Source organism: Burkholderia sp. MS455 (assembly GCF_016899445.1).
Classification (GTDB): domain Bacteria; phylum Pseudomonadota; class Gammaproteobacteria; order Burkholderiales; family Burkholderiaceae; genus Burkholderia; species Burkholderia pyrrocinia_C.
In genome coordinates, this window is the sequence record NZ_CP041778.1 from 2,361,684 (window position 1) to 2,377,131 (window position 15,448).

The window sequence follows — 15,448 nt, forward strand, 5'->3', positions numbered from 1 at the left end:
GCAGGTGCGGGTGTCCGAATGCCGGTTCACGATTGCACCTCAAGGACGTCGGGTGGGGCGAGCCTAAATGCTTCGAGCACGACCGTGAATGCACCACCTGGCCATCCCTTGACTTCGACGGCCGCTTCATACGGCGTGTCACCACATGCACGTCCAATCTCGCTCTGTGAGTGCTCTGGATCAGGTAATTTCTTTGTGCTCAACTGCATCTCATACACGACCCACGTGTGAGGATCCCGGTCCGGCACGGTGAATGTGATGGGCTGATTCCCCAATGAAATCACGCCAACGGTTGAATTCGCCGCCAGGCCAATCGCCTTCTTGGGTTCTGGATCCACCCACCACAGGTGAATCGTGTCGTTCGCTCCTGCCAACGATGTCAGGGTTTCTGTCCCGGACAAGAGCAACCCCTTTCCGGCGCTGCCAATCTCCGTATCTCTGCTCACGTTTTCTTTCGTGACGTGATCCGTGTCTTGCGTGGAGCGCGTAAATGTCAGGATGGACGCGACGGCAGGTTCCACCTGCAAAACGTAGGGCGTCACCGTGCATGTCACGTCGGCCGGCAAGGCTTTCGCCGTTACCGTCAGGTTGGGCTTTTTCACCCATTTCCATTCGACAGACTGGAGCTTGGGCGTCGTGTCCATGGTCAGCGCCTGTTGCCATTGCCGCGCCGGTACGCTCGCATCAAAAACCGTCACCGCGCACGTCACGCAGACTTGATTGACCGCTGCAGCGATCCCTAAGTCCTCGGTTGCTTTCAGATCCGTTTTCAGGCGCAGCGCATAGACAGCCAGTTGCCGCGGCGCACGCGCGTCCGGCGTAAAACTGATGGCGCCGCCCAGCTTCGCGAGCCCGATCGACGACCCCACGTCCACCCCGTAGACCTCGCCCGGGTTCGGATCGACATACCACAACACCACTTCGTCGTCGCAATTGTCAGCCCCACGCGTCACGCCATGGGGCGTCACCGTGGTGGTAATCGGATGCAGTCCAGGCGCGTCCTTCACGCCACATGCTGTTTGCCCCTTCAAAGCCTCATCACTCATCGCGCCCGGCACCGCGAACTTCAGCACGCTCTCGAGCCACTGCGCGTCCTTCATGCCATACACATACTTCTCGAGTGTCGCGCTCCACTGAGCCGGCGCGGCCAACGATTGCTGATTCACCTGCGTCAAGCTCCATCGCGCCGCATCGCGCCACAACGCCGCCGTCGACGCCCCTCGCACATTCACCGTCACGCACGCGTCCACCACCGCCGACTGCAATGTCACGTCCGGCACCTGGTCGACCTTCAACCCCACCGCCACCCCCAACTGATGCACGCCACGCGTGCCCGCGCTCGCCCCCACATCGAAGTACCGGATCGTCATGTCCGCCCGTTCGCCTGGCGCCGGGCCACGCGGATCCGCATAGCACGCCGGATCCCACTGAACCGGCGTCGTGCTCGGCTTGGCCCACAGGCCCGCGCCACTCGGCGCTTCATCCGCCAGCCGCTGGCCGGTCTCGAGATCGACCAGATAGACATCCGCATCCGACGTCGCGATCGGTGCCACCCCCAGGCCTGTCACCAGCTTGGGCAGCGTCACCTGCACCGTGGCATGCTCGCGCCCATCCCCCACCATCGTCAGTTCTCCAAACTGCATGGCGCTCGTGCCAGTTGTTGGACACAGCCACGTCACCGTCAACCCGGTGTATTCGAGCGGCACGCATGTCACAACGGCCACCTGATTCGGCGCGATCGCGCCACGCGGCGCCCCGCTGGACGCATTCGCGTCGGATACGCCATCCAGATACACCGCGTTCACTTTCGTGACCTCGGCCACCGTGCGCAACACCCCGCGGACCCGCTCGTGCGTTACTGCCTGGCCGATCGCCTGCACCGTACCGTCATCCGAGGCCTGCGCCCACGGCGACAACGCCGCATCCAGCGCCGCCTTCGCCTTCGCATAACCGATCGCGCGACTCACCCCCACCGCATAGTCGGCGTCCCAGCTCACGCTCATCGGCACATAGGCCGGATTCACGCACGCAAGCGTCAGCCACGGCGAGGTACGGGCCTTCAGCCACGTCACCAGGTCGGCCAGGTGCGGCGCGCTCAGCCCCGGGCGGCGCACGTCCACGCTGTCGCTCAGGGTCGGCCCCGGCATCACCACGATCGTCTGCTTCAGCGCCCCTTTCTCGTCGCGCGCCGGCGGCAGCACCGTCAGCTCGCGGATGCCCGGATACTGCTCGTGGAGCAAGGTGGTCAGGTCGATATTGTTCAGGCCGCGCTCGCGGTGACGCAGGCGTCGCGCCACACGTGCCTCGAACACCGCACGCGAGTCCGCCGCCCGCCCGCCCGACGACGGCCACGGCTGCTCGACTTGCTGCACCGTCTCGGGCGCACCCAGCGCCTGCGTCACGTGCTGGGCCGGCAACCCGCCCTCGAAATGGTCCGCCTGCACCATCTCGGGCGCCACCAGCGTGGCCGTAACCGCGTTGGTCGCCAGACCCGTCAACCACGGCGTCCTCGCCAGGGCGATCTGTTGCGCATCGCGCAGCGGCAATTGACGCACCCGGCCACGCAGCCACATCCGGCCCGCCGGCAGGCTCGTGGCCATGCGGCTGGCATCGCCCGGCCAATTGACCGACCAATTCCCGCTCGTATGCCACGCCTGCGTATCGTCGATCACCGGCAAGCGCGCCCACCGTTCACCCGGCGTCAGGTATTGCCACTCCAGCGGCAGGGCCTCGGGGCTGTTGAGCTGCCAGTGCATGCTCAGCAATTGCTCCGCTTCGATACCGTCCAGCCCCAGGTACAGTTCCGCTTCGGCCGGCGCCTGCGTCGCCGCGTCGTCTTGCGCGGCGTAGCCGAACGGCGTGATCACCTGTTGGCTGACCTCGGTGTCCTGCGCCGTGTAATCGACCCGCAGCCCCGACCATTGCGGCACGTACGGTGCCTGCCACTGCGCCTTGGGCACGGCCACCGGTACCGGCGTCACGGTGGTGACCGCTTCCTCCTTCATCGCCGGCAGAAAAATCGGCTTGCCGTCTGGCGTCGTTTGGCCGGAATCGACCATTTTGTAGACTTCGCTCTGCTGGTCTTTCGCTTTGATCACCTCCGGCACCAGCTGCTTGGTCGTCTGTTCGGTCACGAACGTCACCACCTGCTGCGGCGCCTGCTGATGCGCGGCGTATGTCGCTTGCAGGAACGACTGGCCCAACGCCACCCGCACCCGCCACGGCCACTTGGCCGGATCGTCGTCGTCCGGCGTCGGCGCATCGGCCGCGGCCGTCGGCACCGACTTGAGCAGCACGCTCAGTTGTTGCCCGACCGGCGGCTTGTCCTTTTCGTTGTCGAACAACGATTGCGCCTCGCCCAGGCCCACGGGCGCACCGGTCTGTTGGACCAGCGTGGCCTGTACCTTGAAAGCCGCGTTCGTCGTCGGCTTATCCGGATACCCGCCATCGGCAACAATAAGCTGCTTGACCTCCGCTTGATTCGTGACGCGCCCGGCAAGCGTGGTTGACCCATAGTCCGTCAGGTGATCCAGCGTCTTGCCATTTTTGAGATCGACATTCAGATCCTGATCCAGCTTCAGCCAATCGGTGGTCTTTTGTTGCGCATCCGGCCCATACCAGTCCGGGAACGACTGCGGCGGCAAGCCCGCCCAGGTCGGCGTCACCGTCACCTGCTGCAGCTTCGGCCCCAGCCGCCACCATTCCGCCGAGATCAGGCTCAGCCCGCTGCCGGCCTGCGCCGTCTCGCCAAACGGCAAACCACCCCCGTTCAGCGCCGTGCCGTCGTCCGTCGCGCAATGCACCCCCACCGCCCCCGTGACCGTCAATTCGATCTGGGCGATCGGTGGCACCGGCTCGCCCGATTCGTCCGTCACCCGCAGCAAGGGCGTGGCCGCGTGCAAGCCATCGAGCGCCGTCACCGCGCTGGGCACTGCGCCATTGGCCGCCAGCTTGACCGTCCACACCGTCGCGTCGGACGCCTGCTCGCAGTCGAGTGCCACCCACGCATCGGCCACGCTCAGCGCCATGCGCAGCGGCCCCACCGGCGCCGTCTTGAACGTCACCTTCCACTGCCGATCACCGCCCGCGGCGGCCAGCACCGGCGAGCCCACGATGCGCCCGCTCGCCACCGCCCGGTCCGCGTCCGGGCGCGGCGCCTCGCCCGCCTTCGCCGGCGACGCCTCGAACAAGCGCACGCCGGCGGACGGCCACGGTTGCCCGGCCGTCTCATCCAGCACCACACGCGCCCGACGCCCGCCCGGCACGCACGGATCGCGCACCACCCACCGCAGGTCCGTCACCCGGGCCGCATTCGCCGCCAACGGCTGGTCAAGTGCATAACGCAACGGCGTGCCCGCGCTGTCCTGCCCCGCATCCAGCAGCAAGCCGGCCGGCAGCATCTGCTCGCGCACCCCGTCGGTCAGCGCAATGCGCACCGTCACCTGGTCGGCCTGCGCGCCACGCGGCGCGACCGCCAGCATCTGCCGGTAATACAGATCCCGATACTGGGCCGGCATCTGGTTGAGCAGCGCCTGCGGCGTTTCCAGCAGCCCCAGCAGCGCCAGCAGAAATGCCCGCTCCGGCGGCATGCGCCCATCCGCGTGCTCCGGCGCGTCATACCACGCAGCCAGCCGCTCGCGCACGTACGACCACGCCAGATCACCCATGCCCTGAATCGTCACGGATTCCTTGGCGCTCGGATCCCACGCGCCCGCCTCAAACCCCAGCACCACCTGTGCCCAATTGGTGACCATCGCCGGCCACGTGGCACCTCCACCGAACGTGCCATACGGCAAGCTTCGGCTATAGGCCCGAAACGTATCCAGCCGCGTCCCGATCGTCCGGTCGTCCAGCACGAACGCCGCCGTTTCCTTGTTTGCCACAGTCATGGCTGCTGTCCTCTTCGCTTCGCGTGTTATCGTCGTCCTGCTTCCCGGCTCGTCAGGCGGCCTTCACCTTCACCTGCGTCACCACGAACCGGCCCTTGCCCGGCGTCGGCACGCCGACGGTCGGATCCGGCATCCCGGAGCTCGGGTCCGTCGCCGGCCCCGTCGGGATGAACATCGCCTGACATTCCCCCCCCTTGATCAGCACCGGCGGCCCACTGAGCACCTTTTTGGCCACCTGGTCGGGGCCCGCCATCACCAACTGCACCATGCCCACTCCCGGCACCGTAAAATTCCCGGCCGTGTACGGCACCCCCGGCACCACCACCTTCGTCAGGTCGCTGATCACGCAGCCGGGCTTGCCCATCACCATGAACCGTCCCGTGCCCGCCAGCACCGCCTGCGCCGGCGCCAGCAAGGTCCGGTTCCCGAACGTCGGCTCAAAGATCACCAGGTCACCCGTGGCCACTACGAGGTCGCCCATGAATTCCAGCCTCCGTCCACGCCGTCCGACAGGTTCAGGCTGCCCGACACCTGCCGCGTTTGCCCCGCCAGTCGATAGGTGAGCTCGATGCGCAAGGTCCCCGCCTGCCGCGCGTCCTCCTGCATCGCGATCGTCACCCCTTCGGCGCGCGGCTCGTAGCGCGCCACACTCTCCGAAATCCGGCTGTGCAACGACGCGAGCGTCGCCTCCGACACGTTCTCGAACACCATCGATTGCATGTCGCAGCCATAGGCCGCGCGCATGATCCGCTCGCCCGGTTGCGTCTGGAACAGCATCGCCAGACTCTGCGCAACGTTATCCGTGCCCGCGGACATCACCACCGCGCTGCGCGTCTCGATATCCTGCCCAACGACCGGCGCCGGCAAGTCGAACGTCAGCGGAAACTTCCATCCCGTGCCGTACAGTCTTACCAGTTCGTTATCCTGATTGTCCATCGTCCGCTCCCTTGCATCCGCGACCGACTCTCGGTCAGCCCAGGTTGATGAGGCTGCCCTTCACGTTCGTGATCCCGCTGCCTCCCACATCCGTCATCTCTCCATCCACCTTTACTATCGGTGCCTTGACGCTGGCCTCGGCCGTGCCGTCGATCGCCACCTTCGGCGCCCCGACGCTCACCTCCGCCTCGCCCTTGAGCGATACCTTCGCCCCCTGCGCCTTCACCGCTTCGTTGCCGTTGATCGTCACCGTCATCGTGCCCGTCACCTTCGTTTCATTGGCCGAGAGCGTCGCCTTCTCCGGCGTCAGCGACAGCTGTCCCTTCTCGCTCGAAAGCGCCACGCTGGCCTTGCCCCGACCCGTGAGGTGATCCTTCGCGTCCAGCACCACGTCCTTGTCACTGTCCACCTTCACGCCGGTCTTGCCCGACACCGTCACCTGCTCGTCGGCCTTGAACTCCACCGTCTTCTTGGTCTTCCACGATGCGCCCCCTTCCTTCACATCGATCTTGACGTCCCCCTTCAGGTTCGTCACCGCCACCCCTTTGGCCAGATCCACCACCACCTGCTGCTCCGGCTTCTTGTCATCGCCCACCACCCACGTCGCCTCGTGCTTGTCCCGATCAAAGCTCAGCTCCGCACGCTTGCCCTCGTGCCGCAATACGATCCCCTTCTTCGCGTTCTTCGCGCTCGGCTCGATCGCCGCGCTCAGCTTCGGGTTGTGCAGCGACGCCACAATCACCGCGTCGCCCCCCACAAAGCCCAGCGCCACCTCGTCGCCCGTCTCCGGATAGAACGTCACCCCGCTGTCCTTGCTCGCATACACATGGCCCATGCGCGCCCACAGGATCTCCGAACCCAGCATCGGCACGGTCACCGGCAGTCGGTTCCACCCCTTCTTCGGGTCCGCCTGAAACTTCGCCACCTTGCCCATCACCAGCCCCGACGGCGTCGGCAGCGGCGGCGCCATCGCCGCCTGCTCGTCCAGCCCGATGCCCACAATCGTCTTGCCGACCCGGCTCTCCGCGTCGCAGACCACCTCGACGCGCGTGACCAGCGCCTTGCCATTCAAATGCGTACCGAATCCGCTCAGTTCCAGCGTGTCCCCCACCGCATACGACTGATACCCGGCCAGCGTCAGCGTCGCCCACACCGCCTGTGCATGCTGCGCGGCGAGCCAGCCGTTGACGGCCGCCTGTTCAAGCGCGGGTTCCCACTCCCCGATCAGCAATGCCTGTCCTACCCCGCCCAAAGCATCCACGCTCGCCGGCTTCAGGCCCCCGTCCCCCAACGTCACCGGTTTTGCCGTCTTCGATTCCGCCGTTTGCTTGGCCAGGTCCCAACTCGTGACCTTCAGCCCTTTGGGCTGCATCAGCCCGGAGTACTTCCATTCGATATCCAGTACCGTCGCACTCCCCGCGCCCGGCTTGGCCGCGATCCGGTGCGTCTTGCCGCCCAGCTTGGGCACCTGCACTTTCACTTTGCCGTCCGCCTGCGGCCACAGCCACGCGCCATGCTGCCCGAGCACCGCCCGCACGAATTGCCAATCCGAGCAGCTCCACTGCGCCCGCTGCACCGGCTCGTCCGCCGCCAAGGTCACGCTCGCCGTGACCTGATGGTCGTTCAGCACCTCCTTGATCACCTTCGTATCCGGCCCCGGCTTCCAGATCCGGCTGCGCACCGTCGCCTTCAACCCCTGCAGGCCCGGCTTGAGCCGCAACTTGATGCGTCGGCTCTCCCGGCTCACGCGCACCTCCATCGCTCCCACCTTCCCGGTGAACACGGTTTGCTTGCTCACCTTCACCGTCGCCGTCTGCCCCACCGCGCACTGCTTGAGCAAGCTGTCGAAGGCCGCATCGTCGTCATGGGCCACGTGCGGCGTTATCAGGACCACCGTCGCCGACGGAATTTCGTTGACCGCATGCCGTGTCTCGACCCGCTGCACCGTCACCTTCGTGGACGCCAGCGTCTGACCGCCGAGCTGCACCACCACCTCGGCGGGCTCCACCGCGCTCGCCGCGGCGCCTTTGCCCCCTTTGCCACCTTTCGACATCAGGCCGCTTGCCGCATCCATCAGGCCGGTCGCCGCACCGGCCAGTTGCGCCGCGTCTCCCACCTTGCTCGCCCACCCGTTCAACGTCCCGCCCAGCGCGTCTTGCCCCGAACCGAGCGCCTGCGATGCCTGATCCGAGACCGCCTGGGTCGCATCCGACGCCGCGTCCTCGACCGTCTTCGCCGCCTGCTTGATCCGGCTCTTGAACGATGTCATGTTCATCTTCTCCCACGGATCCCGTTATCGTTTCGCAACCAGTGACTTGCCGGACGGCAACTCGGTCAGGTTATTCAAATCGTTGTCCTTCGCGTGCTCCAGGTATTTCTTCTCCCCTTCCGGAAACGTCTGCGGCAACGGCGTCTTGTCCTTGACTTTCTCCGTTTCCTTGGCCAGCGCCCCGCCGGCCTTGAACTTGGCCATCTCGTCGCTCGTCTGGGCCCGCAGCACCAGCTTTGCCGTCGCGCGCAGCGGCGTAGCATTGCGATCGAACAAGGTATAGGCCACTGACATCGAGACCAGGCGCCCGTCAAAATACCCGTGCCCGTGCCAGCTCATCTTGCCCCACGTCACCCGCAAATAGGGCGATTCCCCTTTACTGCCGACCGTAAAGCACAGCGCGCGCAAACTGCTCAGTTGCTCATCAACCGGCTGCCCGCCGCGCGGCCCGCGTGCATCCAGAATCAAATCCAGCGTCAGCGTCGGCACATTGACTTGCTGGTACCAGCTGTCCTCTTCATGCTGGTTCACGCCCGCGACCTCGTTATACTTCGCCGCGTAATAGAGGTACACCGACTCCGGGTTGTACATCGCGTCGAGTGAGCCGAGCTTCGAACTCTTATCGCCCGACTTGTACGACTCCAGCTTCAGTTTTGCCAACCCGCGTTCGAGCAGTCCCATTACAGTCGCTCCCGTTGTTCGCTCAACCACTCCAGTACCCGACGCGCGACCTGCTCGACCAGCTTCGCCCGCTCCGCCTCGCTGAACGTCTTGTCCATCGCGACCGCTCGGCTCGGTGACGTGTCGTCAACCACGCGCGCTTCGATCACCAGCTCCCGGATCTCCAGCGTCATCCCGCCACCCCCAACCAGTGCATTTCCCGATACGCCAGCTCCAGCGTATCGACCAACACCGTGCTGCCCGATGCATCCAGGTTGCCCGTCTGCCATTTGACCGGCAACGCCTCGGTCACCGTCCAGCTACAGATCGGGACCATCTGACTGGTCAGCAACAGGATCACCACGTTGATATACGTGCTCTGGAACTGGCCCAACACATGATTGAACAGCAGCGTGACCGGCGTAACCGTCATCACGCCACGCTCGAGCACCAGCGTGCCGTGCGACACCCGCTCGGCCAGATTGACCAGCCCCAGATTCTCTCCGCCTTCGCGCAGCCCCGTCACCTGCAACTCGCGCCCCAGCCCCGACACCCGTGCAAACCGGATGTCCAGCGGACTCGGGATCCCCTTGATAAAAAACGTCGCTAGAAACCGGTGCGACAGCGCCGGCTCCACCAACAACGGACTGACCAGGTCCGGCAGTTTCATGGTCAACGGATTCAGATCCAGATTCATGCCTGTTCACTCCCTGCTTGATCGGCTGCACCGGCCTGGGTCTCACCCGCCTGCAACACCAGCTTCACCTCGATAAACTCCGCCGCATGCAGCAGCGCGACCCCGATCGTGACGATCAACCGCCCCGCCTCGATATCCACCGCCGTCATGCTCTCGTTACGCCCCACCTGCACTGAGTACGCATGCGCCTCGTCCGCGCCGGCCAGCCCACCATCGAGCCACAGACGCCGCAGCCACGCGCTGCACAGGCCGCGCAACTGGAACCAGGTGATTTCATGGTTCGGCTCGAATACCGCAAACCGGCAAATCTGCCTCAGGTTGGTCTCGATCCACGTCACCGCGCGACGCACCTGCACGTAACGGAACGGTGAACCGGCCCGCCCGTCCAGCGTGCGGCAGCCCCACACGCGTGTGCCGCGCCCCGCAAAGCTGCGGATCAGGTTGATCGTCACCTTGGACACATCAAACCAGCCACTGGTCAAGGTCTCGCGGACCTGGGGCTTCACCACATGTGCAAGCGCCTCATTGGCCGGCGCCTTCCATACTCCGGACGCCGCATCCGTGCGCACATACACACCCAGCACCGCGCCACACGGCGGCACCACCCGAAACCCGTCCACCTCGACCACACTGACGTCGGCCTGCGCCGATTGCCGGTAATCCGTCACCAGATGCGGCCCGTACAACGCAGCGTGCTGCCCGAGCGCCCCCAACGCCTGATCCCCGCGCAGCAGCTCCACACAGGCGCGCGCAGTCGCCGGCTGGCTGGGCGCATCCAGTACGAAAAACAGGTCCGGGCGGCTGGCGCACGCACTCAACAACACCCGCCAGGCCGCAATCAGGATCGACTCGACCGAGACTGCGCCCTGCAGCTGAGCCTCGGCAGAGATCCCCATCCATTCGACTTGCGTCACCAACTGCGGCACCGCCGCCAGCGTGATCGTCGGCTCGCTCAGTACCCGGCCACTGACTTCCTGCACCAGCGTCTGCCACCAATTCGCAAACTCCGTCGCCGTGCTCAGGTCCCCGGGGGGCTGTGCGGTCAACACAAAGCACGGTCCGCCCCCGTTGTCGAAATAGTGCTGCACCGTGTCGCACAACACCGGCGGCCATACCTTTGCCTCGGCGGGCAACTGCTCCCACGACGCCACACTCGACCAGCACGCGGCATCCGAATCGTTATGCGGCACCGACGACCACCCGATAAACACCGGCACCGCACTCGGCAACTCGTCGCTCCAGCCATCGGCCGCCATCGTCGCCTGTGTCAGACGCACACCCGGCTCCAGCCACGCTTGTTCGATCACCCCAGCTTCGCCCATGGCGCCGCTCTCCTCATTGTGTTCATGGCCCGCTCGCGTTCACCGCCGCAACGGCCATCCGTATCGGCTGTCGGATCGACCTTCAGCCGCCTCACCTTGTGTTACGCCGCGCGCTAGCCCGGCATCCCGTCTTGCGTCAGCTCCAGCACGATGAACTCCGCCGGGCGTACCACCGACACGCCGACCTTCAGCACCATGCGTCCCGCGGCAATATCTTCCGCGCGCATCGTCGCGCCCAGGCCGATCGACACGAAATACGCCTGTGCCGCCGTCTCGCCCTGCAACGCCCCTTGACGCCACAACCCGCTCAGGTAGTGGTCCGCCGCGCCCCGCACCGTCTCCCACGTCACCGCGCTATTGGGCTCGAACACCACCGTGCGCAGCATCTCGCGCAAATCACGCTCCACCGCATTGCACAGCCGGCGCACCGACACATAGCGCCACGCCGTTTGCGCCGCCGGCGCCTGCGTACGTGCCCCCCAGACCATCACTCCCAGACCGTTGAACGCGCGCAGCGCATTGATCCCGGCATCGACCAGCTTCGTGTTCATCGCATCGTCCACGCGCACCGCGTCGCCCGTCTGCAGATTCGCCAACGCGGTGCTGCCTTGCACCACCACATTGGCCGGGGCTTTCCACACCCCGCGCTCACGGTCCACCCGCGCCATCACGCCAGCCATCGCCACGCTCGCCCGCAGCGGCAGGTCCTTCATCGGCCAATCCTCGGTCAGCGCCTCGATGTGGGTGGCCAGCCGTGCGCGGGGCGGATGAGCAGCCTCCTTGGCGGCCCGGCGAGAATTGGGATTGGTCTGTGTAAAAACCTTGTCAAGCGCAATTGCCAGCGCCTCGGGATGCGCGATTTCTTCGCGCGCAATCACGTCTTCGAACGCGTCGGCCGTCAGGGTCGTTGTCCCCCAGAAATCGGCGTCCAGGCCCGTGAAGTAGACCACCGGCGCCGACGTCGCGCCCGCATCCAGTCCCGGGTAATAGGCCGCCGTCTGAATCGCCACCGGCGTCTGCGGCGCGCTCACTTTTCCTGTCGTGTCCTGTTCACCGTCGGTCAACAGGAAGTACCCCGCGTTGTTCGCGCCCTCCGACAGCAAGGTGCCCAGCGCCGTGTAGACCGCCTGATCATCAGTCAGCTTGGCTTCCCGCTCGCACCACACCAGCAGCGAGATCTCCGGGCAGGCGCGAATCCGCTCCGGCAACGCCGCCAACGCTGCTCCCCGGTTGTGCTTCGTATCGGTGGGCTCTGGCAACGACATCACGTAGCACGGTCCCCCGCCGTTCTCGAAATACAGCCGCACGCTATCGGCGCTGCGGTAAATCAGGGACGACGCACGTGCGCCTTTCGAGTCCCCCGCCACCATCATCAGAAACGGCCCCGTCATATACCGCCGACCAAACGCCATCCAGCTCTCGACCCGCTCGCAGCCATCCAGTGCGCACAGCTGGCCATTCGTGTCGTAGAACCGCCCCACCAGCACCGGCACCGCCGTCTCGCCCTCCACCACCGACAGCGATCGCCCGCCAATCTCCACCACCGACACCCCTGGCACGCTAAATACGTCGCTCATCATTGACTCCCGTTCGTTCTGCTTACCGTTATGCCGACGCCACGTTTTGCGTCAGCTCCAGCACAATGAATTCCGCCGGGCGCACCGCCGCCAACCCCATCCGGACGATCATCCGGCCTGCCGAGACGTCTTCCTGCTTCATCGTCGTCCCCAGACCGACCCGCACGAAGTACGCCTGTGCCGGCGTGTCGCCCTGCAGCGCGCCCTGGCGCCACAACGCATTCAGGTAGTGGTCCAGCGCACCGCGCACCGCCTCCCAGGTCACCGCACTGTTCGGCTCGAACACCGCCGTACGCAGCGCCGCACGCGCATCCCGCTCCACCGTATTGAACAGTCGACGCACCGACACATACCGCCAGTTCGTCTGGTGGGCATCGGCCATCGTGCGCGCCCCCCACACCATCGCGCCCTTGCCGCGGAACGCGCGAATCGCATTGATTTTCGCGTCGACCAGCTTCGCGTTCAGCCCGTCGTCCACGCGAATCGACGTCGGGTTTTTACCGCCCGGCTCGACGGAAACCAGATCCGCCACCCCGATCAGCCCCTCGTTCGCCGGCGCCTTCCATACGCCCCGGTCACGATCGACGCGTGCAACTACCCCCGCCATCGCCACGCTCGCGCGCACCACCACGCGCGCGGCCTGCGCAAAGTAAGGTGTCAGCACCTCATGCAGTACCCCGTAATAGAGCATCTCCAGCACTCTCCCGGGTGAGACGTCGTCCACCACCGACTCGCCCTCGACCACATCTGCCTCGTTTGCGGTCAAATTACGAGGACGCAGCTTGCCCGCCTTGACGTCTTCAAAGACCTGGCGAATGTAGGCCAACGTCACGTCGCCAACGGGAGGCGTCACGTACGTCGCGAACGCCTTGCGGTGCTCGTCCGAAATCCGGACGGTAACGCCCTCGTCGCTGGACATGCGCGCATAATCCGTTTGCAGCGCCGGGAAATACGTAGCCACCTGGGTCGGCTCGGCAAGCGTCGGCGCCTTGATTCCCGTGGCCTCGTGCCAGGCATCCGCCAACAGGAACATCCCGCGATTACCCCCCGACGTCGCGCTCGCCCCCAGCAAGGTTCCCAGTGCGTCGTACACACTGGCATCCTGATCGGTGTATTCGCACCAGCACAGCAGCGTGATGTCCGCGCACAGCTCGATTGCCGCCCCGATCTGCGCTTTCACGTCGTTCGTCCCTTGCACCAGCCGGTCCCGATCCACGCTCAGCACGTAGCACGGCCCGCCACCGTTCTCGAAGTACAGGCGCACGCTGTACGAGCCCACGTGCGCGTGGCATTTGCTGTCATCCACCTTCGGCGGCGACTGGTCCGCAATGACATACACCTGATCCGACGCACCAAAGTGCTGCGTAAAATCCAGCCAGCTCTCGATACGAACACACGCCAGCGGTGCGTCCGGCTTGGGTGGATGAACGGCATTAAAAAACCCCACGAACACCGGCACCGCTGTCTCACCGCTCTGAATACTCAACGCCAGCGCGTTGCTCTCCGTGACATACACGCCCGGCACCGCATACGTTTCGCTCATGATCCTTCCTCAAATGGGTGTGAGCAGCGGCGCCATCCGGCGCCGTCCGGCCACCTCGTCCCTCAGGCCGTCGCCACGTCCTGCGTCAACTCCAGCACGATGAATTCCGCCGGGCGCACCGCTGCCAGCCCCATCCGGATAATCATCTTGCCGTTGTTGATGTCGTCCTGCGTCATCGTCGTGCCCAGACCGACCCGCACGAAGTACGCCTGCGTCGGTGTGTCGCCTTGCAGCGCACCCTGGCGCCACAGCGCATTCAGGTAGTGGTCCAGCGCACCGCGCACGGCCTCCCAGGTCACCGCACTGTTCGGCTCGAACACCACCGTGCGCAGCGCCGCGCGCGCATCCCGCTCCACCGTGTTGAACAATCGACGCACCGGCACATACAACCAGTTCGTCTGGTGAGGATCGACCATCGTGCGCGCGCCCCACACCATCGCCCCCTGGTCGCGGAACGTGCGAATCGCATTGATCTTGGCGTCGACCAGCTTCGCGTTCAGCGACTCGTCCACCCGAATCGGTTGCACAAATTCCTCGTTTTTATTCAAGCCGACGGCAACCAACTCCTTTACACCCATCAACCCCACATTCGCCGGCGCCTTCCACACGCCGCGATCACGATCGACGCGCGCATACACGCCCGCCATCGCCACGCTCGCGCGCAAGATCACGGGCTCTTCCGTCTTTTGCGAATCAAGAAGATATGTGTTTAGCGCACCGTTAATAAATTTAACAACCTTACTCAAATCAGCTAGACCCGCGGCCTTTTCCAAAATCTTGTCAAAGGTCACGAAACCATCTGGCGAGAGTTCCACGTGCGCATCTTTCAACGTCGCCTTTTGATCCTCGTTAGGATGCAGGCGCACCCCTCGGGCAACATGGCCACTGTAGTCTCGGCTATATCCCGTATGCACGGCCGGAAAGTAGGTCGCCACTTGTGTGCGCTCCGACACAGCCGGTACCTGGAATGTCCATGTCGATGGCTGGTCCGGCGCGCCACTCACGCCCGCATCGGCCAGCAGAAACATCCCGCGATTGCCGCCCGAGGTCGCACTCGCGCCCAACAATGGATTCAACTGGTCGTAGATTTTCTTATCGATCTCGGGCGTAATAAACTCACACCAGCACAGCAGCGTGATATCCGGATATTGCTCAATTGCCGGAGCGATGTGAGCAAGAACGTTATCATTTTCAAGGTCGCCACGATCGAGACTCAGGACGTAACATGGGCCGCCGCCATTCTCAAAATATAGGCGCACGCTGTACGAGCCCACGTACGATGTCGCATTCACCTTTCCCGTCGAACCATCGACCGTGATCCGGTCCGAGGGCCCAAACTGCTGGGTAAAATCCAGCCAGCTCTCGATGCGCACACACGCCAGCGGGGCATCCGCCTTGGCCGGGTGAATCGCGTTGAATAATCCCACGAACACCGGCACCGCCGTCTCACCGCTCTGAATACTCAACGCCAGCGCGTTGCTCTCCGTCACATATACACCTGGCACCGCATACGTTTCGCTCATGATCCTTCCTCAAATAGGTGTGAGCGGCGGCG

General features: G+C 64.9%; 11 protein-coding genes. All 11 read right to left on the reverse strand.

Annotated features, from left to right (window positions below; genetic code table 11):
• Positions 1-26 precede the first annotated feature (26 nt).
• The 11 genes from FPJ27_RS15015 to FPJ27_RS15065 all read right to left on the reverse strand — a co-directional run bounded on the left by FPJ27_RS15015 (position 27) and on the right by FPJ27_RS15065 (position 15,416).
• Positions 27-4,889 carry a hypothetical protein gene (locus FPJ27_RS15015; protein ID WP_204421646.1) on the reverse strand — a complete coding sequence of 1,621 codons (4,863 nt, stop codon included), beginning with the start codon at positions 4,887-4,889 and terminating at the stop codon, positions 27-29.
• A gap of 52 nt (positions 4,890-4,941) precedes the next feature.
• Positions 4,942-5,370 (reverse strand): hypothetical protein, encoded by a 429-nt coding sequence (locus FPJ27_RS15020; RefSeq protein WP_204421647.1) that lies wholly within the window; start codon positions 5,368-5,370, stop codon positions 4,942-4,944.
• Positions 5,355-5,825 (reverse strand): GPW/gp25 family protein, encoded by a 471-nt coding sequence (locus FPJ27_RS15025; RefSeq protein WP_204421648.1) that lies wholly within the window; start codon positions 5,823-5,825, stop codon positions 5,355-5,357. The genes FPJ27_RS15020 and FPJ27_RS15025 overlap by 16 nt, the downstream gene beginning before the upstream one ends.
• Positions 5,826-5,859: 34 nt before the next feature.
• Positions 5,860-8,094 carry a contractile injection system protein, VgrG/Pvc8 family gene (locus FPJ27_RS15030; RefSeq protein WP_204421649.1) on the reverse strand — a complete coding sequence of 745 codons (2,235 nt, stop codon included), beginning with the start codon at positions 8,092-8,094 and terminating at the stop codon, positions 5,860-5,862.
• A gap of 24 nt (positions 8,095-8,118) precedes the next feature.
• Positions 8,119-8,775 carry a hypothetical protein gene (locus FPJ27_RS15035; protein ID WP_204421650.1) on the reverse strand — a complete coding sequence of 219 codons (657 nt, stop codon included), beginning with the start codon at positions 8,773-8,775 and terminating at the stop codon, positions 8,119-8,121.
• Positions 8,775-8,948, reverse strand: coding sequence for a DUF5908 family protein (locus FPJ27_RS15040; RefSeq protein ID WP_204421651.1), 174 nt, complete (start codon positions 8,946-8,948; stop codon positions 8,775-8,777). The genes FPJ27_RS15035 and FPJ27_RS15040 overlap by 1 nt, the downstream gene beginning before the upstream one ends.
• The gene (locus FPJ27_RS15045; RefSeq protein WP_239483205.1) at positions 8,945-9,451 is read right to left on the reverse strand and encodes a phage tail protein; all 507 of its coding nucleotides are present in this window, start codon (positions 9,449-9,451) and stop codon (positions 8,945-8,947) included. Before FPJ27_RS15045 ends, FPJ27_RS15040 begins: the two co-directional genes overlap by 4 nt.
• Entirely contained in the window at positions 9,448-10,773 is a 1,326-nt protein-coding gene (locus FPJ27_RS15050) for a phage tail sheath C-terminal domain-containing protein (RefSeq protein ID WP_204421652.1), read from the reverse strand. The genes FPJ27_RS15045 and FPJ27_RS15050 overlap by 4 nt, the downstream gene beginning before the upstream one ends.
• 113 nt (positions 10,774-10,886) lie before the next feature.
• Positions 10,887-12,353: a phage tail sheath C-terminal domain-containing protein gene (locus tag FPJ27_RS15055; protein WP_239483206.1), complete on the reverse strand. Its 1,467-nt coding sequence runs from the start codon at positions 12,351-12,353 to the stop codon at positions 10,887-10,889.
• A gap of 25 nt (positions 12,354-12,378) precedes the next feature.
• Positions 12,379-13,893, reverse strand: a complete 1,515-nt coding sequence (locus FPJ27_RS15060; protein WP_239483207.1) for a phage tail sheath C-terminal domain-containing protein — start codon at positions 13,891-13,893, stop codon at positions 12,379-12,381.
• Between the two features lie 62 nt (positions 13,894-13,955).
• A complete protein-coding gene (locus tag FPJ27_RS15065) occupies positions 13,956-15,416 on the reverse strand; it encodes a phage tail sheath C-terminal domain-containing protein (RefSeq protein WP_239483208.1) in 1,461 nt (486 codons plus the stop codon).
• Positions 15,417-15,448: the final 32 nt, after the last annotated feature.